Annotated in this window: 13 protein-coding genes; 4 read left to right on the forward strand and 9 right to left on the reverse strand. The window is 67.3% G+C overall.

Features of this window, described 5'->3' with window-relative positions:
- Positions 1-170: 170 nt before the first annotated feature.
- From NYP18_RS08405 to NYP18_RS08445, 9 genes are all read right to left on the reverse strand, one after another.
- Positions 171-482 (reverse strand): hypothetical protein, encoded by a 312-nt coding sequence (locus NYP18_RS08405; protein WP_259427744.1) that lies wholly within the window; start codon positions 480-482, stop codon positions 171-173.
- Positions 479-1594: a TRAFAC clade GTPase domain-containing protein gene (locus NYP18_RS08410; protein ID WP_259427745.1), complete on the reverse strand. Its 1116-nt coding sequence runs from the start codon at positions 1592-1594 to the stop codon at positions 479-481. Before NYP18_RS08410 ends, NYP18_RS08405 begins: the two co-directional genes overlap by 4 nt.
- 3 nt (positions 1595-1597) lie before the next feature.
- A complete protein-coding gene (locus tag NYP18_RS08415) occupies positions 1598-2545 on the reverse strand; it encodes a hypothetical protein (RefSeq protein WP_259427746.1) in 948 nt (315 codons plus the stop codon).
- The gene (locus NYP18_RS08420; protein WP_259427747.1) at positions 2538-4490 is read right to left on the reverse strand and encodes a GAP1-N2 domain-containing protein; all 1953 of its coding nucleotides are present in this window, start codon (positions 4488-4490) and stop codon (positions 2538-2540) included. Before NYP18_RS08420 ends, NYP18_RS08415 begins: the two co-directional genes overlap by 8 nt.
- Positions 4487-6640 carry a SaeA-related protein gene (locus NYP18_RS08425; protein WP_259427748.1) on the reverse strand — a complete coding sequence of 718 codons (2154 nt, stop codon included), beginning with the start codon at positions 6638-6640 and terminating at the stop codon, positions 4487-4489. Before NYP18_RS08425 ends, NYP18_RS08420 begins: the two co-directional genes overlap by 4 nt.
- Positions 6641-9427, reverse strand: a complete 2787-nt coding sequence (locus NYP18_RS08430; protein WP_259427749.1) for a hypothetical protein — start codon at positions 9425-9427, stop codon at positions 6641-6643. It abuts the gene before it with no gap.
- Entirely contained in the window at positions 9427-13035 is a 3609-nt protein-coding gene (locus tag NYP18_RS08435; protein ID WP_259427750.1) for a tubulin-like doman-containing protein, read from the reverse strand. The genes NYP18_RS08430 and NYP18_RS08435 overlap by 1 nt, the downstream gene beginning before the upstream one ends.
- Positions 13036-13149: 114 nt before the next feature.
- A complete protein-coding gene (locus NYP18_RS08440) occupies positions 13150-15831 on the reverse strand; it encodes a vWA domain-containing protein (protein ID WP_259427751.1) in 2682 nt (893 codons plus the stop codon).
- A 17-nt stretch (positions 15832-15848) separates the two neighbouring features.
- A complete protein-coding gene (locus tag NYP18_RS08445; protein ID WP_259427752.1) occupies positions 15849-16295 on the reverse strand; it encodes a hypothetical protein in 447 nt (148 codons plus the stop codon).
- Between the two features lie 112 nt (positions 16296-16407).
- Between NYP18_RS08445 and NYP18_RS08450 the strand changes: the two genes are divergently transcribed.
- The 4 genes from NYP18_RS08450 (at position 16408) to NYP18_RS08465 (ending at position 22319) form a co-directional block, all read left to right on the forward strand.
- Positions 16408-17784 carry a dipeptidase gene (locus NYP18_RS08450; protein WP_259427753.1) on the forward strand — a complete coding sequence of 459 codons (1377 nt, stop codon included), beginning with the start codon at positions 16408-16410 and terminating at the stop codon, positions 17782-17784.
- Positions 17785-17994: 210 nt separating this feature from the next.
- Positions 17995-18513, forward strand: a complete 519-nt coding sequence (locus NYP18_RS08455) for an acetyl-CoA acetyltransferase (protein ID WP_259427754.1) — start codon at positions 17995-17997, stop codon at positions 18511-18513.
- Between the two features lie 362 nt (positions 18514-18875).
- Complete coding sequence (locus tag NYP18_RS08460; protein WP_259427755.1) at positions 18876-21827, forward strand: Na+/H+ antiporter subunit A; 2952 nt, start codon at positions 18876-18878, stop codon at positions 21825-21827.
- Positions 21828-22319 (forward strand): Na(+)/H(+) antiporter subunit C, encoded by a 492-nt coding sequence (locus NYP18_RS08465; RefSeq protein WP_259427756.1) that lies wholly within the window; start codon positions 21828-21830, stop codon positions 22317-22319. It abuts the gene before it with no gap.
- The last annotated feature ends 1 nt before the right edge of the window (position 22320 follow it).

The raw sequence follows: 22320 nt of genomic DNA on the forward strand, positions 1-22320 counted from the left end.
ACGACACTCGGCGTCTGCGCTCCAGCGGGCGCCCGCGACGGCACGGTCGGTGAGTGTGAACCAACCTCACCCGCTGAAGTCATCGTTTCTGGCACTCGAATGAATCAAGTGCTAAGTCCCTTTTCTAGCACTCACCGGCCTGGAGTGCAATGTCAGGGTCCGAGTCCGTGTCAGATACCGGTGGCACCGAGGGAATAGGGGTCGGCGATCCAGAACCACAGCACGAGGGCGACGATCAGCGCCATGACTGCAACTGCGGTGGCCGCGGCAATGAGGAACCTGTAGCGGCGACGCCGGTTGCCCTTCAGGTGCTCCCCGTGGAGGGCCTGCTCCCGGCGGACGATCTCCTCCCGGGTCCCGTCCACCGAGGCGATGTGCGCCTCCACGCGGGGACCCTCACCGCCGATCCCCGGACCGGCGGTGAACTCGGGGCGGGCGAAGCCCCCCGGCATGCCCGGGCGGGGGTTGTTGATGTTGCTCACTGAAACTCTCCTGTCCTGGCGGAGCCGTCGAAAAGCCCGTGTGTGGAGAAGACCTGCCGCAGCGGGTCCATGCACCGGAAGGGGGCGATGCCGGTGCGGCTGACGCGGTCGCCCTCCGGGGAGGCACCCAACGCGGAGACCGCGAAGCACTGGTACCGGTAGGCCTCGGTGCCGAACAGTGGTGTCTGCAGCTGGTTGATCATCTGGGTCGCGTCCAGGCACTGCAGCAGGCTGCTCACCTCCAGGTGGAGGAGATAGCTGTTGTCCCCGTCGAAGGGCTCATCCAGTGCGGCACTCTCCCGGCGGAAGGAGGCGCCGTAGTTACCCATGACCCGCTGCCAGTTCACCGCGTTCGGCCCGTCGGCGAAGTGGTGGGCCTGGTTGACCTCGGCCAGCCGCTGCATGACGTCGAATTTGGACAGGCACAGCGCGATGTCGGTGCGGTGCTCGGTTCCCAGCACACGGAGGACATTCTGGAGCACGACCGTCGGGTCATCCGCCCCGACCTCGTGGCTGGGGACGGATCCCTCGAGCAGCTGGCGGATACGCGGCACCGCCATCGGGTCGAAGAGGAAGAGAATCCGGTCCGCGAAACGGAAGAAACTCAGATCCTCCTGCCGCTCCTCGAAGTTCTCCTCCTTGAGGTCCTCACCCGCGACGTCACGGATGACCACGAAGATCTTCTGCAGTTCCCCGTCCCGGCGGTGCATGCCGACGTCGAAGATCAGCGGCCGGTCCTGGTGCGCATCCGCGGAAGCGGCCGGCGGGGTCGGCGGCAGCAGTCCCATCTTCTCGAAGAGCGGCTTCTCGTAGCGCTCCGTGTAGGTGCGGCGGGTGTGTTCATCCGCATAGCGGAAGGTGCCGTGGTTGGTGATGACCAGCCGTTCCAGCAGCTTGACCACAACCGCGATGTACAGGCTCTTGCCGGAGGTGCGTGCGCCGGCCATGGCGAAGGTGAGCGTCCCGGAACCCTGCCACCCTTCCGGGAGCAGGTAATCCTCCCGCTGGGAGGGCGTGAGGAAGGGGGATGCCGGCGCCATGGGATCCGGCATCTCCTGGAAGGTGTAGGGGCAGCGGGTGGGGAGCTTGCCCGTGTAGGTGTCTGTCGCCATCTTCTATTTCTCCCCCTGGGTGAGGGTGTCGAACATCGTTCGGGTCGGCACCGCCAGTTCCATGGAGTTCTGCTCCAGCACGGCGGTGATCAGGGATTCATCAAAAACAGTGGAGGTGTGTCCCGCGGAGGCGGCGGGTCGGCGCGGGGTGAGCAGATGCACCACACCACCACGGGCCGCGACCTCGGCCGGCAGATCGTCCGAGATGACCACGAGGGCGAACCCGGGGTCGAGGCTGCCCAGGTCCCGGCTCCAGCCGACCTCCTTGAAGAGGAAGTCCCGGGCGGCCAGCTGGCGGACGGCCTCCGGTCCCGGGAGCACCTCCAGGGGGTCCGCGGCGCTGCTGGTGGCCAGGTGCAGGACCCGGTCACCGCTGTTGGTGGACAGGACTCCTGCGGCGAAGGTGCACATCGCCTCGAAGGTCCGTCTGTCCATGCTCAGGGGCATGGAGGAGGAGACGTCGACGATCACGACCACGTCCCGCCGTTTCCCCTCCGGGAGGCTGTCCCGCTCGATGGAGCGGCGCAACGCAGAACGCACACCTGCGGAATACTCATCGAGGGTGGTGTCGCTCGTGGTCTCCGCCACGACCAGCCGGACCTGGTCCTCCGTGGGCAGGATCACCGCGACGGGGAAGGAGCGCAGTCCCCCGACCTCGAAGGTGGGGAACTCGATCCGGGTCCCCTCCCCCTGCTCCGGCGTGACATGCAGGGTCACGAACAGTTTCGTGCCGGTGGGAAAATAGGAGTGCCCGTAACCCGGGCTGACCGTGACCTCAGTGGTTTCCCGCGGATTGCGGATCGCCACCTTCGAGCCCCGGCGCTTGGACTCCATGTGCGGGACATCCACCTCGAAATCGAGTCCGCCGCTCAGCTCAACCTGGAGTTGGCCGGTGAAGGTGGGCCCCTCCAGGTCGTGGGCCTGTCCCGCGCTCAGACGGATACTATGCATCGGTTCCTGCTCTTTCAGTTCTGTCCATCTCGTTGACTATCCCTTCCGCCACGTCCGCGAAGATCTGCTGTACAGCAGGCCCTTCAATGAGGATCTTCTGCGGATCCAGATGCCCGCGGATGGCCCGGGCCACGTCCCTTCTCAGCCGGGGGTCCACCCCCGCGTCGAGAATGTCCTCCCGCGCGACACGCCTTCCGAGTTCCTTCAGACCGGCACGGTCGATCTGGCCCTGCGCCGCATAGTTCTCCGCAGCATAGAGAGTCAGTTCAGCGAGATACCTCTGCAGGGGCTCGTCCCGTCTCGGGTCTCCCGTGATGGCCAGCCCGGCATCGGCGAACATATTCACCGTGTAGTAGATACGGAGCAGATCGAAGGTGGCGCTCGCGCCCTGCTCCGAAACGAACTGGTTCTTGACCAACTCGTACAGGATCCTCAGGACATTGGGCTTTCTCAGCCATTCCACAATGGTCTGGACGCTGTGTTCCCTCCCCAGGCTCAGGAGTGCCCGTTCCCCGCGCCGTCGGGTGGAGTAGAGCTTCTCTTTTCTGTCCTGTCCGGCCAGGTCCAGCAGAGTCCGCAGTTCGGGATGGGCGTTGAGAGGCAGGGGTGCCACGTGTCCTCCCCGGAAGGAGTCGCCCATGTTGAACAGGTCCCGGACCCCACGATCATGGATGGCCTCGGGTGAGAGCAGCCCGGTGGCCAGCAGGAAATTCAGGTAGCCGACCAACACGTCAGTCGGCTGGGTGCGCAGATTCTCCAGCACGGCCACGGCCTCATCGGCCAGACCGTAATAATCGCGTTCGGGCAGATCTGCCCGCCCCAGCACCGGCCAGGCATGGTTCTCCAGCACGAGCTGCGGTCGCTCAATCACCTGCTGGACCAGCTCCACATCCAGATTCCGCGCAGCCCCGGCAGCGGCGCCGCGCGAGTCCAGGTGCTGCTTTGCGACGTCCGCCAGCCCCGCCGCGAACAGCCCCGGCCGACGCTTCACCAGCCCGGCCAGCCCGTCGCCGAATCTGGGCGCGGCAGGGTTGTCTGCCGCGGGCTCCCCGGTGAGAAATTCCACCACCTGCAACGGCGAGAGGCCGACGGTGAACACCCCCCTGGTCAGTTCCGACCAGGGGGATCCCGGCTGTGCCTCACGGGTCCGGGGGTCCGCCGGATCAATGACGGTGATGCCTTCCAGACGCTGCAGCGCATCCTTGTCGGTGGCGGGCACCACGACCACCGGATGTTCCTGTCCCGGCAGCGGGGCAGGCAGCGCCGCGGCACGTTCGAAGGTGGTGAAGCGGAGAAGCCGGCGGGCCTCATCCGGGGACAGCGTCGACGACAGCGCCTGCAGCCAGTAGACGGCCTCGTTGGCGTTCTTGACCATCAGCACCGGTGTCGTCGTGCCCCCGCTGAGGACATCCTGGAGACGGTAGAGCGCCCCGGTCCGGTCACCGAGCATGGTGGTGACCATCATCCACGCCACCGCGAGGTCCGTCAGCGGTCCCGGCCGGGGTTCCTGCAGGTCCTGGGGCAGGGTGACCGCGTTGACTGACGCGATGCGGAAGGGGGTGAGGAGGTCCTCGGAACGGTAGAAGTTGATGGGGTAGGTGGCCGCGAGCGGGCGGCCCAGATCATGGTCGATGAACGCGTGGGTGAAGACATTGCCCGGCCGGCCGGTCGCGTCCTTGCCGGCCGGGACGGACTGCATGAACAACCCCCTGTCCCCCAGCGGGAGGTACTCGAAGCGGCGGGGCAGCTCCGCGATCTCAGCTGCCCCGATGAAATCATCGAAGGACTGCGTCGGAATCATGCTGGTCGGGGCATGCTCGGCCACCACCTGCTCATCGGCCAGGTCGGCGTTGACCGAGGGACCGGTGGTCCAGCCGCCGCCACCTGCCTGATTGCGGAAGGAGGCGTAGGTGACGTGCGACCAGCGTCGCCGTGGAACTGTCACTGCTCTCCACCACTCAGGTAGCGGTGCCACTCGTCGACGAACAGGGTCGCCGGGTTGGGGTCCAGCAGAGCGCTGACGGGGGTGCCCACCCGGTGGTCCTCGCGGACGAACAGGCGGAAGTATGCCCCCGGCGGGTTCTGCAGGTCAGCCGGATTCAGCTCCCAGAACTCCTCGTAACGGTCCGGGTAGAGGGTGGATGAGTTGATGCCGGGCAGGAAATCACTTCCATCCTGCATGTTCCCCACGATCCGGCGGGCCTTGACCTCCAGCCCGTCATTCGGTTCCAGCGGCAGTCGGCCCTGCTGGAGCCGCAGGGTGAACTGGCGGTGGGTGTGGTCCTCCCGGTCGCTGTAGATGATCAGGAACAACCGCCCGTCCTGGGCCGTGAACTCATAACCGAACTGGCGCAGGCCGTCATAGTGCAGCACCTCGGGATCACCCCAGATCTGCCGTCCCTCATAGACCCGGGAGGGGAAGAGCGCGACGTCACCGGCTGCGGGCAGATGCAGGCGCATGCCGCCGTCCTGTTCGTAGGCCTGCCGATGGATCGACGCGATGTTGGAACCCGGGTCCTCGGGCCGCGGGGAGATCTGGTGTCCGGTCCCGGGTTCCCCGTAGACGGCGGTCACCTCATGCGCCTCCTCCGGCCACCCGAAGGTGAGGAACTGGTTGTTCACACGTTCATGCAGGGTCGGATTGCCCACCTCACCGACGCGTACCCGGGAGTGGGAACGACCCACCTTCGCCTGGTTGCCCACCACGCTCACGGGCGTGATGAAGACCGAGTACCAGTCCTCCGGCCAGTCGACGGAGCAGCTGCTCATGCCGCGTTCCAGGTCGTTGGCCCAGTCGCGCTGCGCCAGCCCGAAGGACTCCAGCTGGTCGACCTCGACGACCCGGTCCTGGAGGCCGTCCACCGGGGCCTCCTGCGTGCGGTAGATCCACACCTCACCGGAATCCGGGTTCTCCCAGTTGACGTTGAACCTGGTCTCGAAGCCGTCGGAGGATTCCTCCACCCGGATCGGCACGTCCACCACCTCTGCGTTGACGTAGATGGTGAATTCCTCGGACGGGGCGGAGGAGAGCTGCGCGCCGTGGATGCGGACGTAGCGCTGGGCGACGAATTTGTATTCCTCACCCTTGTACTGGGGTGTGTACCGGAAGCCCTGCAGGTTCTGGGTGTCCACGGCGATCTCGTTGCGACGGCTGGTGGTGCGGCGTTCCGAGGCCTTGGCCGCGAAGACCGCCACGCGGTGGGTGTGGTCCTCCGGGGCCCACTGCCCCTTGACCACGGAGCCGGCGACAGACAGCTCAATGTTGTCGATGGGCCGGATATAGGTCTGCTCCCCGACCAGGGTGGGTTCACCGCGCAGGGCGGAGGTCTCCGAGGTGCCCTCGTACATCCACACCTGGTAGAGGCGGTAGGCGGTGGTCAGAGGCTCATGGTCGATCCACCGCTGCGCCACCGTCACAGCCCGGAGTTCACCGGCATCGGGGTCCTTATCGAACTCCTCCTCGTCACTGACGATGCGGAAGAGGCGGCTCTCGAAGCTGGCGGTGCTCTGGGCCCAGCTGGGCAGGGACCACTCCAGTTCCAGGGCACCGTCACCAGTGGGTAGGACCCGCAGATCTGCACCGGGCATCTCCTCGATATCCCGGAAACCGTCGAGCATCCGGAACTCGTGGGCCTCATAGGGGCGCAGATCCGGGTCGACGGGGACAGGCTGCGGCTCCGGGATCGGCTCCGGTTCCGGTTCGAACTCCGGCTCCGGTCCGCGGGCGGCGTGCCGCCCGGGCGGGGAGTCGACGATGTCCTCAGGCGTGATGTCCTCGAACTCCGCGTACACGTACTCCGGTTCTGTTTGCCCCGGGGTGACGGGCTCCACCTCCTCGGTGAGGGTGGGCCGGTAGAGCTCCTCGAGGTCCGGGATGACCTCGGTGTTCTCTGTCAGGGCCAGGGCACGGACATGCTTCAGGGCCTCCGCCCACACCTGCAGCGCCGGATAACTGCCACCCGCGTCGAGTTCCGTGTGGTCACGAGCCGCGGCCACCAGTTCCTCACCGGTCGGCAGCGCCTCCTCGGGATAGATCTCGCGGGCGATGCCACGCCACGTCTCGAAGGCACCGAGAATTTGCAGTTCGATCGACATCTAGAATTCTCCTGTTCCTGGCAGGTGATGCTTCGGCTGCGGCATCGTCATCCCCCGCGGCTCCCTCACCTGGAAATCCTCACTGTCCGGCATGGCGCCGACCAGACCGGGGTCGAGTGGCTGGCGGTCGGGGCGCCGGAAAGCGACATCCCCCTGGTGCGCCGGTTGCCCGATCTGGACCAGCACCTCGCTGACCCCGATGGCATCGAAGGTGTTGATGTTGCGGTCATGGGTGCAGTACCGGGGATCCAGGTCCAGGATCCCGTCCACCCGGCCGCGTTCCGTGGCGATCTCGCCGTTGAAGGAGCCCAGGGCGACGGCCTCGTCAAGCGGCAGACGCGAGGGTGCCGTCTCCCTCCGGCCGTCACGGTAGACCTGCTGCGGGGAGAGGATGCCGGTGTCATTTCGTTCGGTGTCCTGCCGGAGGTCGGTGGTGATTCTGCGCCACACGTCCTCCGACCGGTCCCGGGTGCGGAACCCGGTGGCCGTGACGGCACCGGCGAGGCGGGCCAGCTGTCCTCCGGTTCCCTCACCGGAGGTGGAGAAGACATCGTTGACCGCGAATTTACCGTTGGTGCGTTCCTCGAAGTTCCGGGCGGCCTCGGCCAGTCCACCCATGACGTAGTCCCCGAGCCAGCCTTCGCGGTAGATCTCACGACGGAAGGTGTTGGCCAGGCGCTCCACCTCACCGGAGGCGGGGTCGGCCTCGGCGAAGACCACCGACTCCGGCATGGTGTTCACCGGGATGGTCGATTCGACGCGGGGGTGCCGGATGTGTCCGAAAGGCTCGTTGATGAGGGCACCGATCATCCGGGATGTCGAGAGGAACTGGCCGTAACCGACGTCGATGCGGACCAGTGCCTTCCGCGTTACCTCCAGGTTCGCCCGGGCGGCATCCAGTTTGTTCACGATGTCGCGTCGACGGTTCAGGAAACGTATCTCATCACGCGTCTCCACGGCCACCTGGAGAATCCAGAACAGCAGCCACAGGCCCACCCAGATGCTGAACATCCACACCTTGATGTCGGTGGGGGCTGCGTTGAGTGTGTCCACCCAACCGGCGCGCGGTGCATCGAAAAGCGTGGGGCGGAGGTGGCCGAAGCCCCAGAGCAGGGCGAAGATCACCACTGATCCGAGGAAAACCCAGCCCAGCCAGCGGAGCACCCCCGCCAGTGCACCGGTGCCCGCCGCCTTGGCCTGACGGCCCTCGAGGTCGGTGATCTGCCCGGTCAGCTGTTCCTTCCGCTGGCGGAGCTGTCCCCGCCGCTCCACCAGTCCGCGGCCGACATGGCAGGCGAAACTGCCGGAGTTCTCCTCCTGCCACTGCTTGAAGTCGCCGATCACCCGGCCGACCTCGCGCTGCCGACCGTGTCGCTGGGAGGCGAGACTGCGTTCGTATGCGGCGATCCCGGCGATGTCATAGGGGGCGATGTCCCCGCCACCGATCGTCGACTTCACCTCCACCGGCAGGTCATGGCCGAAGTTGGCGTCGGGCCCCGGGATGACGTCCACTGCACTGCGGGCCACCCACACGGGACGCTCCGGGTGTTCCTGCATCACGCGGGGATAGGAGGACTGCCCGGCGTTCTCCGTGATGAGCCGCGGCGAGGCATCGAGCATGGTCAGAGCGGTGTTGGCGTAGGAGCTCCACAGCGGGCCCAATTCCCGGGTGGCCTCCACCTGCAGATTCTCGCGGCGGGCCTGCCGGGTTCCGCTGCCGTCGGCGGGGTGAGGCTCCGCGCCGCCCCCGCCTCCGACGCGCATGCGGGAGTCCTCCCCGTAGAGCCCTGCCTGCACGGTGTCATCGACGAATGTCCGGGCCTCACCGCGCAGGTCCCGAAGAAACCTGGCGGGGGTGGTGACCATCCGCTTCCCCCAGATGCGGAGGAACTCCCCCAGCGCGCGGCCGGAGGTGGTGCGGCGGGTCTGCTGCGCCACGGCATGGGTGGTTTTTCCTTCGATCCGCTGGTTGAAGTCATTGAGCAGATCCTCCGCGGCGGTCTCAGCGAAGGCCCGCGGATTCTCGGTGTACTGGGCCGAGACCTCCTGGCCCGGCCTGTTGAGGCGGGGCAGGGGGTTGAGTCCGGTGTCGAAGATGCGGGCCTTCAACCGGGCCTGCACGTCCTGGCCGTCGATGCGCCGGTAATAGGCGCGCACCAGCCGGAAGGTCACGCCGCTGGCCGGATCGAGTCGGGCGACGGGGGCATGGGTGCTGCCCTCCCACAGGCCGAACAGGCTCGCGATCCCCGCCACACAGTGCAGGGTGAAGCGGTTGTCCAGGTGGTCGAAGTGGAAGGGTACGGTGGCCGACTCCGGCCCCGGGGAATCCTCCGGGGCCAGGAACAGGTTGGTGAAGCCCTTGAGTACCGGCAGGTCGGTTTCCAGGGGTGCACCCACGGCGGAGATGATCAGGTTGGTGCGCTGGATGCTCCGGCCGGTGAGGATGCTGTCAATGGCACCGGTGAGCGCCATCAGTTCGGCGCTGCGGATCTCTCCGCCACCGAATCCGACGACATTGATCACCCCGAGATGTAGTCGGGTGATGCGGGACCTGGCGACCAGTGCGTTGAAGGGCTCCCGGGTGATCTCCGCGTTCCCCTCCTCGCTCAGCCGCAGGTAGGTCACCTCCGAGGAGGAGGACCTGAAGGAGTCGGCATCCACCCACGCCAGGTCCCGGACGAGACCCGTGGCGGTGAAGTCCTCCAGGGTCTGCCGGATGCCGTGTGAGAGTCCTCCCCGGCCCAGGAAGACCGTCAGGGTCGAGTCACTGCTCAGTGCGGACTCCATCAGAATTCACCCTGGCCGGGCAGGGTCGGGCGGGCCGTCGACGGCGTGCCGCCGGCGAAGGGGGTCGTCGGCATCCGCACGTCGGTGGCCTGCGGCGGGCCCTGACGCAGGCAGTCCTCGAGGATCGCGGCGATCCGGGCGGTGGCCTCCGCGATGTCCGGAGCCAGATCCGCGAAGACCGGCACCTGGGAGGCCAGCTCGCGGTCCGTGATGTCGGCGTAGGGACGGTCGGTCCGGGTGAACAGCTGCCCGGCACCGAGGCGGGAGCTGGGGATGTAGGCCTGCGCGATGGCGTTCTGATTCTCCAGCCACGCCTTCGCCGCCTCGAGCCGGGCCTGCGGGGCAGCGCCGGGGGCAGTGCCGTCGATCATGTGGATCTCACCGGACTGCCGCTCGCCGTCGTAGAGCCACTGGTGCAGCAGCCGCTGGCCGCGGATGGTGCGGCCGGGCAGGGAGGGGGTGGGTTCCGCGTCCCACAGCTCCCGGAGGAGGATGTAGGGCTTCACCGACTCGAACAGGGGCTGCTCGCCCACCCGCGACCAGGCCAGGGCCGCGGATTCCAGCAGGTTCGGCAGCCAGTCCAGGGTGGCCCGGAAACGGGAGACCGGTGTGAGCATCGGGGTGTCGAAGTTGATCCAGTGCCCGACCTTCTCGTCGTAGATCTGCACGGGGGTCATGTCGCTGGTGTCCAGGGTGCCCGGGAAGTAGACCTGGCCGGCCAGGCGGCCGACGTACCAGCCGTTGACCAGGGCCTTGCGCTCCGCGTCAGTCATCGGCAGGGCTGCGGGCAGGGACCGGGCGCGGCGGCCGTGCCAGAATTCGGCGCGGGTGCCGGTGGTCTGGCGCCACTGCTTCTCGATCGGGGGCAGCAGCGAGTCGAAGACGATCGGCGCATAGTTCGGGTAGGAACCGAAGATGTCGATGGAGCGTTCCTCACCCTGGTTGACCAGGGCCTTGCCCAGCGGGCGGGTCATGTCGGAGGGCCGGTGGTTCGGGTAGTCACGGACCGCCTGCTCCAGCATCTTGCCCACCTCATCACCGCCGAAGGGGATGCGGGAGAAGTTGAAGTTGTAGGCGACCTCGTTGCCGTAGATCGACTGGACCAGCTGGGTGTTGATCTGGGCCAGCGGCAGCGCGTAGGTCATGGCCTCGCTGAACTTGCCCAGCACCGTCTGGCGGCGTTCGCGCCGCTCGTGCTCGGTGAGATTGGGGGCGGTGACGAACTCCCGCAGCGAGCTGGAGATGAACTGCTGGAAGGAGAAACCGGGCCTGCGGATGTACTGGCGGGAACGGTCGAGGATGGAGCTGGTGCTGATGTTGAACTCGAAACGGGCGGGACGCGGGTCCCGCGTGGTACCCGGGTTGGCCGGGTCGCGGCTGAGTTCGCGGGAGACCCACACGTCGAGCAGGCGCAGCAGGTCACCCGGCGCCTTCTCCGAGCCGGAGAGCGACTCCCAGTCGCCGCTGACCACACGTTCGGCGGAGATCTCCAGGGCCCGCGCGTAGTCGTGGTCCTGGCTCTCCTCAGTCTTCGCGGACTGGATGATGTCCGCGATGAACTGGTCGATGAAGGAATCAACCTCGGTGAGGAAGACCTCGTTGGCGGCCTGGCTGAACCGCCTGGACACCTCCTGCTGGGACTCATCGGGCCACAGTGCCGGGACGTCGGTCTTCAGCTGGGCGACACCGAGGTTGACGTCGCTGGTCAGCTCGTTGTGCTTCTCCAGGTCGGCGTGGGCGTCGTTGATCTGCTTCTGCAGCGGCTCGATGAAGTTCCGCACGAAGTCCGCCAGGGCGGACTCCAGACGGTGCGCGATGTAACCGACCGCGCGGTTCCGGATCTGGCCGGCGGTGTTGTTGACGATTTCCTGGGAGATCGCCGAGGAGTCGTCGATACGCCCGCGGGAGTTCTCCAGATCGATGCGCTGCTGATCGTTCATCACCACCGCCTGCGCCGGCAGCCCATCGAAGAGGGCGTGCAGTTCCTGCAGGTTGGTGTTGGTGATGGAGCTGCGGATCCGCTGCAGCAGCGCAGATCCGTAGGGCACACCGTACTTCGCGATCTCCGCCTTGAGCAGGTTGAGCAGGAACAGCTGGATCCCGTCCTTGCTCGCCCAGGCGTTGACCCCGGCGTAGAGGTCCTTCTTCGGATCGTTGTCGATCTGCTGGCTGCAGGACTGCAGGGTCCGGATGACCTCCGGGACCCACTCGCTGCCCCGCTTGTTCTGCCCCAGCGGCATCTGACTGTTGACCAGCTGCATCATGTCGCGGGTCCAGTTCTCGATGACGCCGCCGAAATTCTCGTAGATCCAGTTGCCGGCGTCACCCTGACGGGGCAGGAAGGCAGTGAGCTTGTCGACGAGCGCGCCCTGGTTGTTGTCCAGGCGCTTCTGGATCTGGATGTCCGCCGGCGAATCATCGGTCGGATCGTAATGGCCGTGCAGCAGCCGCTCGACTGCCTGACGGGCCAGACGCTGCGCGGCGTATTCCGCGTACCGGTCGCGTCCCATGGACAGCTGCGCATAACCGAAGGTGCCCCACGGCACGTTCTTCGACTCGGTCGCACCCCAGGCATAGCGGCTCTGGTCGGCGCCGACACCGCCCTTGTTGCCCAGGGTGAACTGCTTGTAGTTGTCCATCGAGCCCTCATCGGACATCAGGGCCGCCAGGCCACGGCCCAGCGCCCGGTAGACGGTGTCCGGCTTACCGTCGCCGAGCAGCGCACCGTTCTCACCGGAGCGGATGCCGACCGGGAAAATGCGCCCCACCGGGATGTCGTCGTCACCGACGGGCACACCGAGGGCGTTGAACAGGCGTTTGTCGTCATCGGTGGCGGAACCCAGCTGTGCCGCGACCAGCTCGGAGAACATCGCCAGGGCGTTGGGGTTGGCACCGGCCACCGCATCGGCGGAGAGCTGGGAGAAGATGTCGGGGGTCACCATGAACAAGGAGTTCAGGGAGACGGCGTTGCCCTCCAGTCCGGTGAGCAGACGGCAGATGTCGATGGCCATGGAGGCACCGGCGCCACCGGCCATGGAGGACACCACGAAGACCAGCGGCTGCTCCTTGGAGCTCTCCCCGCTGTAGACCGTGCGGCCGTAGAGCGCGGCACGCAGCTCCGCGAGCTCGCGGTCGGTCTCGCCGCCGTAGAGCACGTCCCACGACTTCTTCAGTTCCTGCTGGATCTCCTGCAACCTGCTCAGGATGAGCATGCGGCCGATCGAGCGGTACTGGCCCGCACCCGCGGAGATCGGGGTGGTCTCCGAACCCGGGTTGGTCAACGCCCAGCTGGAGATCGTGCCCAGCTCGCGGCGGCCGGCCAGCTGGTTGGACACGGCGGTGTCCACCGTGGCATAGCGGTCGGAGGAGCCGCAGGAGATGTAGCGGCCACCCGCCTCGGGGACATTGGGCAGGTTCGGGCCGGGCCGTTCCGGGACGGTGGGCACATCGACGGAGACGAACTGCCACGCACGGGGCAGCTCGACATCCTTGGGGCTGTCGTAACGGTCGGGGAGACGCTCAGCCAGCGTGGTCTTGAGCTGGTCCATCATGTAGGCGAGGGTCTTTGCTCCGGAACCGCCACAGCCGACGACGAGGACTTTGTGCATGATGCTCTTTCCTTAGGTGATATCCGCAGACAGTGAAGGTCAGGTTAAACGCGCTAATTCATTGAGGGGTAGTTGAGGGCAACCGGGCCACACGCCCGGCTGCCCCTGATTGTGTCAGCTGCCGAAGCCGCCGGAACCGGGTTGTCCACCGGAACCGAAACCTCCGGAACCACCGGAGCCGAAGCCACCGCTACCGCCGGTGTTACCCGGCCCTCCGGAACCGAAGCCACCGCTACCGGGACCGGTCTGGCCGCTGCCGCCGAAGCCACCGAACCCGCCGCCACCGGAAGCAGAACCGGTGTTCCCGGTCCTGGTTCCGAAGGAGCCGCCGGCCGGAGTGGTGGGCGGTTCCGGTTCCGCCAGCTGCTCAGCAAGGACACCGGCCTGGGTCGGGGCATTCTGAGTGATGTCGTTGGTCAGTCCGGCGCTGTCCTCGACGGGAGTCCGGGCGAGCACCACCAGGTCCATCCGACCGGGATCACCGGGGCGGGCTGCGAGGAACCAGTTGTTCTGGACCGCGACCGGGAGGCGGGCGTGGCCCTTCTCCTGCTTGCCCTCGCCGCTGATGGAGGGAGTCTGGGAGACCAGGGCCACCGGCTCCGCGAAGGGGTTGAGCTGGAAGCTCTTGACCTTCACGGTGTAGCTGTCGGCGTTGAACTGCCGGCCGTTGTTGACGATCTGGTTCTGGCCGGCGGTGACCGGGTCGATCTCCGGGCGGGTCCGGCCCTGGTAGGTCAGCACCCCGTTCTCATATTCCACGGGGATCCGGATGGCCCCCATGCTGTCCTTCGGGATCTTCGCCGTGAACCAGCGGACGGCGTAGAGGATCAGCAGCGGGATCAGCAGGGACAACACCAGGGCAAGGACGAAGGCCGCCGCGAAGGTTCCCCGGTCGATGGGGACAGACAGATCGCCCTCGGCCGGGACGTCGGCGACGGTCTCGTTGGCACCCTCGAGGTTGGAGACAGCGATCGGCAGGGTGCCGGAGACGAACCCGTCCCGCAGTGAGTCGGTGCTCAGCTCCACCGGCAGCGTCGCCTGCTCATCCATCTGCAGGACCAGAGCGTTATCGGGGCTGTTGTACGTGCTGGCCACCGCGATATCCGAGACACCGTCCGGGAGAGTGGACGCGGCGATCCGGCTGTCGGTGGGGATCCAGACCCGGCCCGGCCCGGTGACGGGCACATCCACGGTGACGTTCTCCGCTTCGGCACGGAAGCGGACCGCACCGGGCAGCTGCGGCATGTCCCGCTGGGTCACGGTCAGCTGGGTGGTGTTGAGGATGGGACTGAGCAGGGTGCCCGGCGCGCCGCCCGCACCGCGGGTGGTGATGGTGGTGCGGGCCTGCAGAGTGCCGATGGCCGGCAGCTGTCCGATGGCGTCGAGGGGGACCTCGAGTTCGCCGGCGGAGAAGTCGACGCCCTCGGCGAGGAACACCTCTCCGGTTTCCGGTCGGGTGAAGCTGAGGTCGAGCAGCGCCTGACCCTCCAGGGGGCGGGTCTGTCCGTCGCGGTCGACGAGCCGCAGGTTGAGGCGGTCGTCGTTACGCAGGTTGAGGCCACCGGTGGCCTCCCCGCCGGCGGAGGAGAAGACGACCTGCAGGTCGGGCTGGATCTCCACGGAGTTGAAGACCCGGCCGTCGGCGGCCGCTTCGTCGAAACCCTGGAACTGCAGGGACCAGGTGCCGGCCCAGTCGCCGCCCTGTTTCAGGGTGAGGGTGCCGTCGGCCTGCTGCACAGGGTCGGTGGCCGCGTCCCAGGTGACATCAGCGGAAGGGAGTTCCCCGGTGCCGGTCTCGGCCAGGGTGATCGTCTCCCCGCCGGGGGCGGTCAGCACGAGGTGGGCGTCGGGGCCGAGGTCGTCCTTGGCGATGGCGGTGAACCGCACCGTGGAGATCGAGTTGTCCAGGGAGAACCGGAAGGGGTCGCCCGCACGGGTCTCGCCGGTGGCCTCGCCGCCGGTGGCCAGGGCCTCGCGGAAGGCGGCGAAGAGTCCGCCGACGTTGTCCGCGGTGAAGAACGCACCGTTGGGCGGGAGCTGGCCGCACTGGCTGCCTGTGCCCTGGGTGATGCCCTGGAAGAGGGTGAAGTCGGAGGGGTTGTGCGGGGCGGACAGTCCGATGCCGATGTTGGTGATGTTGGCGCCGCGCAGCCGGTCCGCGACACCACCCGGGGTGCACAGTGCCGCCTCGGCGACACCCGCACCTTCGGCCGCGGTCAGGGCACCGTCGGTGAAGGTGACCACCATGCGGCAGGGATCTTCCGCACCGGAGCGGGCGAAGTCCTGGTAGGCACCATCCAGGGCCCGGGCGTAGTTGGTGTACTGCTCCTGTGTGCGGTCGGCGAAGGCGGCGATGAGGTCCTTGGTATCGCCTGCGGATCCCTCGTCGAGGACGGTCCACCCCCCGTAGTTCTCCGGGTCGGTGGCCCCGGACTTGTACTCCTGGCCGAAGCCCGCGACCCGGACGCGGGTCTCCAGGTCCCCGTCGCGTTGTTTGGCCACCAGTTCATCGATGAAGCTCTGGGCGGCAGGAACGCGGTGGTGCTCGACGTCCGCGCCGGGGGCGTCCGGGTTGACGGAACCGTCGCGGGCCTCGTGGATGAGGCTCTCGGTCTCGTCGATCATGATGATGACGTCGAGGGCGCCCTTGTCGGCGATGCACGCCCCGACATGGTTGAGGGAGGCCTGCCCGCCCACCGGCGCCGCTTCCTGCGCCAGGCCGGCCGAGGTGCCCAGTACACCGGTCAGACCGGCGGCCAGGCCGGCGGCCAGCATCCGCAGGGTGTTCCTCTTCATGCTGCTCTTCATCCGGCTCACAGCTTTCCCGCCCACTGGGCGATGTCGATGGCGGACCACAGCACGGCGACCGCCAGGACGGTGAAGGTCAGGCCTGCGACCATCTTCTTCCAGCCCACGCGGGTGAAGAAACCGGCCCCCTTCCGCCTGTTGACCTCCGTGAAGTACCAGCCCAGCAGCGAGATGCCGAGGACTCCGGCCAGGAACCAGGCGATGAAGGACCATAGGGCCCAGCCGGAATCGGTGGCCACGAAACCACCGAAGGTGAGCATGGCGTTCAGGCCGATGCCCGCCAGTCCGAGAAGGAGGCTGGGGAGCAGGTGGAGGACGGGTTCCGAGCTCGCCTTCGTCGACCGGGAAGGGGTGGGTGCGGCGGAGAACTGACCTCCCGGGCCGGGGCCGGTGGAACCTCCCGGGGGGCCTCCGAACGAGCCTCCGGAATACGGAGTGAATCCTTGCGCCATTGCTGCTCCAGCGTCATCTTGAGAGTGGGGGTGTTCTGATATCAGAGAGACTTTAGTTGGTCCACCCGGGGTCAGCACGATTCCGGCGGCACCGGAACTAGACTTTCACCCCATGAGCATCTCCCCCAACGCCTCTGATATCAATCGTCTGCATAACCATGTGGCAGGCCAGCGCGACCGGATCTTCGCCGATCTCGCCGCGCTCGTCTCCTTCAACTCCGTCCACGCCGAACCCGGTTGCGAGGCCGACAACGCCGCCGCGGCCGCCTGGGTCGAGGGCGCGCTCACGGAGCTGGGTCTGACGGTGACAACCCATCCCACGGTGGACGGTTCCACCGCCGTCATCGGCCGGCAGGAACCGGCGGAGGGGATGCCCACCGTGCTCCTCTACTCCCACTACGACGTCGTGCCCGCCGGTGATCCGGCCCGCTGGACCGCCGATCCCTTCACCCTCACCGAGCGGGAGGGACGCTGGTACGGCCGCGGCGCCGCCGACTGCAAGGGCAACCTGGTGATGCACCTGGCTGCCCTGCGCGCTGTCGAGGCGGCCGGCGGTACCGGACTGGGGTTGATCGTCCTGGTCGAGGGCTCCGAGGAGCGCGGCGGGGCGGGCCTGGAGGCCCTGCTTGCCGACGACCCCGAACTCTTCTGCGCCGACGCCATCCTCATCGCCGACTCCGGCAACGTGGCCGTGGGTGTGCCCACCCTGACCACGATGCTGCGCGGTGGCGCGCAGCTGACCGTCACCGTGGACACTCTCCGGGCCCCGCAGCACTCCGGCCTGTTCGGCGGGGCGGCCCCGGATGCCGTCGCCGCCCTGGTCCGCATCCTCGACTCCCTGCGCGATGAGCACGGCCGCACCGTCATCGACGGCGTGGACTGCACCGGCACCTGGGTCGGTGAGCCCTATGACCGCGAAGAATTCCGCCGGGACGCCGGCATCCTCGACGGTGTGGAGATCATGGGCACCGATGCAGATGCGCCCGCCGACATGGTCTGGGCCCGCCCCGCGGTGACCGTCACAGGTTTCACCTCCACCCCCGTGGCGGAGGCCGTCAACGCGGTGCCGGCCACGGCCGCCGCGCAGCTCAACCTGCGCGTGCCGCCGGGGATGGACGCCGCGGACGTCGCGAAGCGGCTCGAGGAGCACCTGAAGACCCACGCCCCCTGGGGTGCGCACGTCACCGTGGAGACCGGGGATGTGAACAACCCCTTCGCCACGGACACCAGCGGTCCCGCCCTCGCCACGCTGCGCGACTGCCTTGCCGCCGCCTACGGCACGGAGCACACCACCACCGTCGGCTCCGGCGGCTCCATCCCGCTCACCCTCGCGCTGCGTGAGCAGTTCCCGGACGCCGAGATCGCACTGTTCGGCGTCGAGGAACCGCAGACCACCATCCACTCCCCCGATGAGTCCGTCTCCCCGGAGGAGATCAGCCGGGTCGCCACGGCGGAGGCCGCATTCCTGCAGGTCTGGGGCCGGGGATAAACCCGGCTTGTGCATCCGCCGTGATTGGAGTTACCCTGTCGGTGTGACGTACAACATTGCTCTTCAGCGAGTAGCCGAGGCTACGAACCCCAGTGCGGGATAGGGACTGACTCCCCGCACCTGGGGTAGTAGTCGTTAAATCCTTCCCGTCGCTGAAGAGTCGGTCCACTCAACCCAAACTTCTTTCTGAAGAACCCGAGGACCGTCATCATGTTCCAGAACACCGCTTCCCTGACCGTCACCACCTACACCAGCACTGACACCGAGCAGGACCCCTTCAGCACCCGTTTCGGCAGCGATCACCGCCTGCCCCGTGGTCTGCGGGAAGAGTCCGCCGGCATGTCCTGGCCACTGTTCACCGCCACCTACGCCCCCGCAGCCGAGATCCGCGTCACCCGCCTGGATGCCGTCCGCGGCCGCGGCGGCCGGCAGCACTACAGCGCCGAGCTGACCCGCACCTCCAAGACCACCCAGCCTGTCACCGAGACCCGCGACATCACCGCCATGGGCCCGGCCTCCGCCGTCACCCACCTGCTGGCCGACGCCGGCCGGCACGTCGAGATCCTCTCCTTCCACCAGACCGAGATCTTCGAGGCAACCGTCACCTTCATCAAGGTCGCCCACCAGCACAACGAGAACCGTCAGTGCTGGGCCATCGGTTTCGGTCCGACCCCGGATGCCTCCATCGCCTCCGCCCTGGCCTCCGGCGCCCAGCGCATCTACGGGTGATGACCGCCCCGGCCCCACCCTTCCCCCACGCGGAACCTGTCCCCGGGTTCCGCGTTCTTTTTCTGCCCGGCGGGAGAAATGCAGGAGAGCGAATACATAACCGAGGTGCCCCCGCAGGTGAACGCAACGGCCCCATATATACAGTGATCGGTTAGACTGGTTTTTCGTTGGCCGCGCCGTCCTCGACGCCGCCTTAATCTTGGGTGTTTCTCAGTGCTCTCGTCTGCCCGCCATCACACCCGGCGGGGATTCGCGGAGATCTTACTGCCGCTGGGGGCAGCACGCACGTTGGCGACGACAACATCGGACCGCGGTTCTCGCTCTGTCCTGTCCGCCCACATGCGAAGGGGAACAACGCAGACGTGCTGTTACTTCTTGCCGCCCTGACCATCACCGCACTGGTCGCACCTCTGCTCATCCGGACCATCGGACGGGCCGCCTTCGGTCTGCTCGCGACTGTGCCGGCTGTCGGATTCTTCTGGGTGCTCTCCCTGTTCATCGGGGGCAGATTCACCGACGGCGGAACACTGTCGTCCACCACGGAATGGATGCCGGCCGCCCACCTCAACCTGGAGTTCCGGCTCGACTCTCTCGCGGGTCTGTTCAGCCTGATCATCCTGGGTGTCGGCGCCCTGGTGCTCTTCTACTGCTGGGGTTATTTCGACTCCAACCCCCGCCGCCTGTCACTCTTCGGTGCACAGATGGTGGCCTTCGCCATGGCGATGTTCGGACTGGTGATCTCCGACAACTTCCTGTTGATGTACATCTTCTGGGAGATCACGTCGGTGCTGTCCTTCCTGCTGGTGGGCTATTACGGCGAGCGTGCGTCGTCGAGACGCTCCGCAGGGCAGGCGCTCATGGTCACCACCCTCGGTGGCCTGGCGATGCTGGTGGGCATCATCCTCCTGGGCCGGCAGACCGGGATCTGGAAGCTGTCGGAGATCGCCACCTTCACCGAGGTGGCCACCACCCCGCACATCACCGCCGCGATCGTGCTCATCCTCGCCGGCGCCCTGTCGAAGTCCGCGATCGCACCGGGCCACTTCTGGCTGCCGGGTGCGATGGCGGCCCCCACCCCCGTCTCCGCTTACCTGCACTCCGCGGCGATGGTCAAGGCCGGCATCTATCTGGTCGCCCGCCTCGCCCCGGACTTCAACGTGATGAACACCTGGCACCTGGTGGTCATCCCGCTGGGCCTGCTGACCATGCTCATGGGAGGCTGGATGGCCCTGCGCCAGAAGGACCTCAAGCTGGTCCTGGCCTACGGCACTGTCTCCCAGCTGGGTTTCATCACGGCGACGGTCGCGGTGGGTTCCCGGGAGGCCATGATCGCCGGTCTGGCGCTGACCTTCGCGCACTCACTGTTCAAGGCGACGCTGTTCATGATCGTCGGCGCGATCGACCACACCACCGGCACCCGGGACATCCGCGAACTCAGCGGCCTCGGTCGCCGCCAGCCCCTCATCGCGGGCCTGGCGATCGTCTCTGCGGCCTCCATGGCCGGTGTGCCCCCGCTGCTGGGTTTCGTGGCCAAGGAGAGCGTCTTCGCCGCCATCCTCGACGAAGATCTGCTGGTGGGCATGCCCCGTAACCTCATGCTGGTGGGCATGGTGCTGGGCTCCGTGCTCACCGTGGCGTACTCGTTGCGCTTCCTGCACGGTGCCTTCGCCACCAAACGTGAGAAGCACGAGACCGGGGGCGGCACCTCGGGCACTGTCACGGACATGGCCCCCATCGGCCCGCGCCTGTGGCTGGCCCCGGCGGTGCTCACCGCGCTGACCGTGTACTTCGGTGTCTACCCCGCCCAGCTCTCGGGTGCGATAGTCGTCCACATGGACAACGTCCTGCCGCTCGGTCCGGGCGAGGCGGGCACCTACCTGGCGCTGTGGCACGGTTTCAACCTGCCACTGCTGCTGTCGGTGCTGATCATCCTCACCGGTTTTGTCATGCACTGGCAGCGTGATCTGGTGGCCAGGGCACAGTTCGAGCATCCCGCCCTGGGCAGCGCGGACTCCGCCTACGACTCGGTCCTGGACTTCCTGCGCACCCTCTCCCTGCGCCTGACCGCCTCCACCCAGCGGGGTTCCCTGGCCGTGAACCTGGGCATCATCTTCAGCGTGCTCATCGCCCTGCCGAGCGTCGCCCTGATCCTGGGTGAGCGGACGGACGTGCGCATGGTGCTGTGGGACTCCCCGTGGCAGGCACTGGCCTCCGCGGTGATCATCGCCGCGGCGATCGCCGCCACCCGGATGGACAACCGCCTCTCCGGTGTCATCCTCGTCGGTGTCACCGGTTACGCCCTGGCTGTGATCTTCGCGCTGCAGGGTGCGCCCGACCTGGCACTGACGCAGACGCTCGTGGAGACGGTCCTCATGGTCATCTTCATGCTGGTGCTGCGCAAGCTGCCCACCAGCACGGAGTGGACGCAGTCGCCGAAGGCGAACCGGGTACGGGCCTGGCTGTCCGTGGCGGTGGGCCTGTCGGTGACGGTGGTGACGATGTTCGCCATCAACGCCCGTTCCCACGACCCGATCTCGCGGTTCATGCCGGATCTGGCCATGGACATCGGGCACGGTGCCAACGCAGTGAACGTGCTGCTGGTGGACCTGCGTGCCTGGGACACCTTCGGTGAGGTCTCGGTGCTGGTCATCGCGGCGACCGGTGTCGCCTCGCTGATCTACCGCACCCGCCCCTTCAGCCGCACCTCCCGCCGCCCGACGCTGGCCGTCACCGGCCGCCGCTGGCTCGCCGCGGGCGTGGAGACCGAGCGCGCGCAGAACCGGTCCCTCATGGTCGATGTGGCCACACGCATCCTCTTCCCCTCCATGATGGCGCTGTCGCTGTTCTTCTTCTTCGCCGGCCACAACGCCCCGGGGGGCGGTTTCGCGGGTGGTCTGGTCGCGGCACTGGCCTTCACGCTGCGCTACATCGCCGGTGGCCGCGCCGAGCTGGAGGAGGCACTGCCGGTCGACGCCGGCCGCATCCTCGGCACCGGCCTCGGTCTGGCGGCGCTCGCCGCGATCTGGCCGATGTTCCTGGGCCATCCCCCGCTGACCTCGGCCTACACCTCTGTGGATCTGCCGCTGATCGGCGGCATGTCACTGCCCAGTGCCCTGCTCTTCGACGCCGGCGTCTACCTCATCGTCGTCGGTCTCATGATGCACATCCTCTCCTCGCTGGGTGGCCAGCTCGACCTGGAGGAGGAGATGCGCAAGCAGCGGGCCCGCGACCGGGCCCGGTCCATGGCACGCGCGGCGGAACGCCGCCAGATGATGACGGCCTCAACAAGCACCAACCCGGAAGGAGACGAGTAGATGGTGGCGAACCTCGTCCTGCTGCTGGCAGCGGGCACACTGATTTCCACGGGCGTGTACCTGGTACTTGACCGCGCGATGACGAAGATGATGCTGGGGCTGATGCTCATCGGCAACGGAGCGAACCTGCTCATCCTGCAGGCCGGCGGCTCCGCCGGATCCCCGCCGATCATGGGCCGCGAATCGCTGCTCTACGGCGAGAAGATCGCCGACCCGCTGGCCCAGGCGATGATCCTCACCGCGATCGTCATCTCGATGGCGATGACGGCCTTCATCCTCACCCTGGCCTACCGCCAGTACCGCTACCGCACCGCAGACGTCATCGAGGACGACATCGAGGACGCCGCCATCGCGGCGCGCCCCGCCACGGCAAGTGCCGCCCCCGACCACGACGCCTCCGACGACCCCGCCACCGGCCGGATGACCAGCGAAGGTGACTCCTTCGGACCCCGCTCCTTCGAGGCACCCGTGAAGGGGGAAGAGGATGCCTGAG

The sequence above is a fragment of the Corynebacterium lemuris genome (genome assembly GCF_024919295.1).
Taxonomy (GTDB): domain Bacteria; phylum Actinomycetota; class Actinomycetes; order Mycobacteriales; family Mycobacteriaceae; genus Corynebacterium; species Corynebacterium lemuris.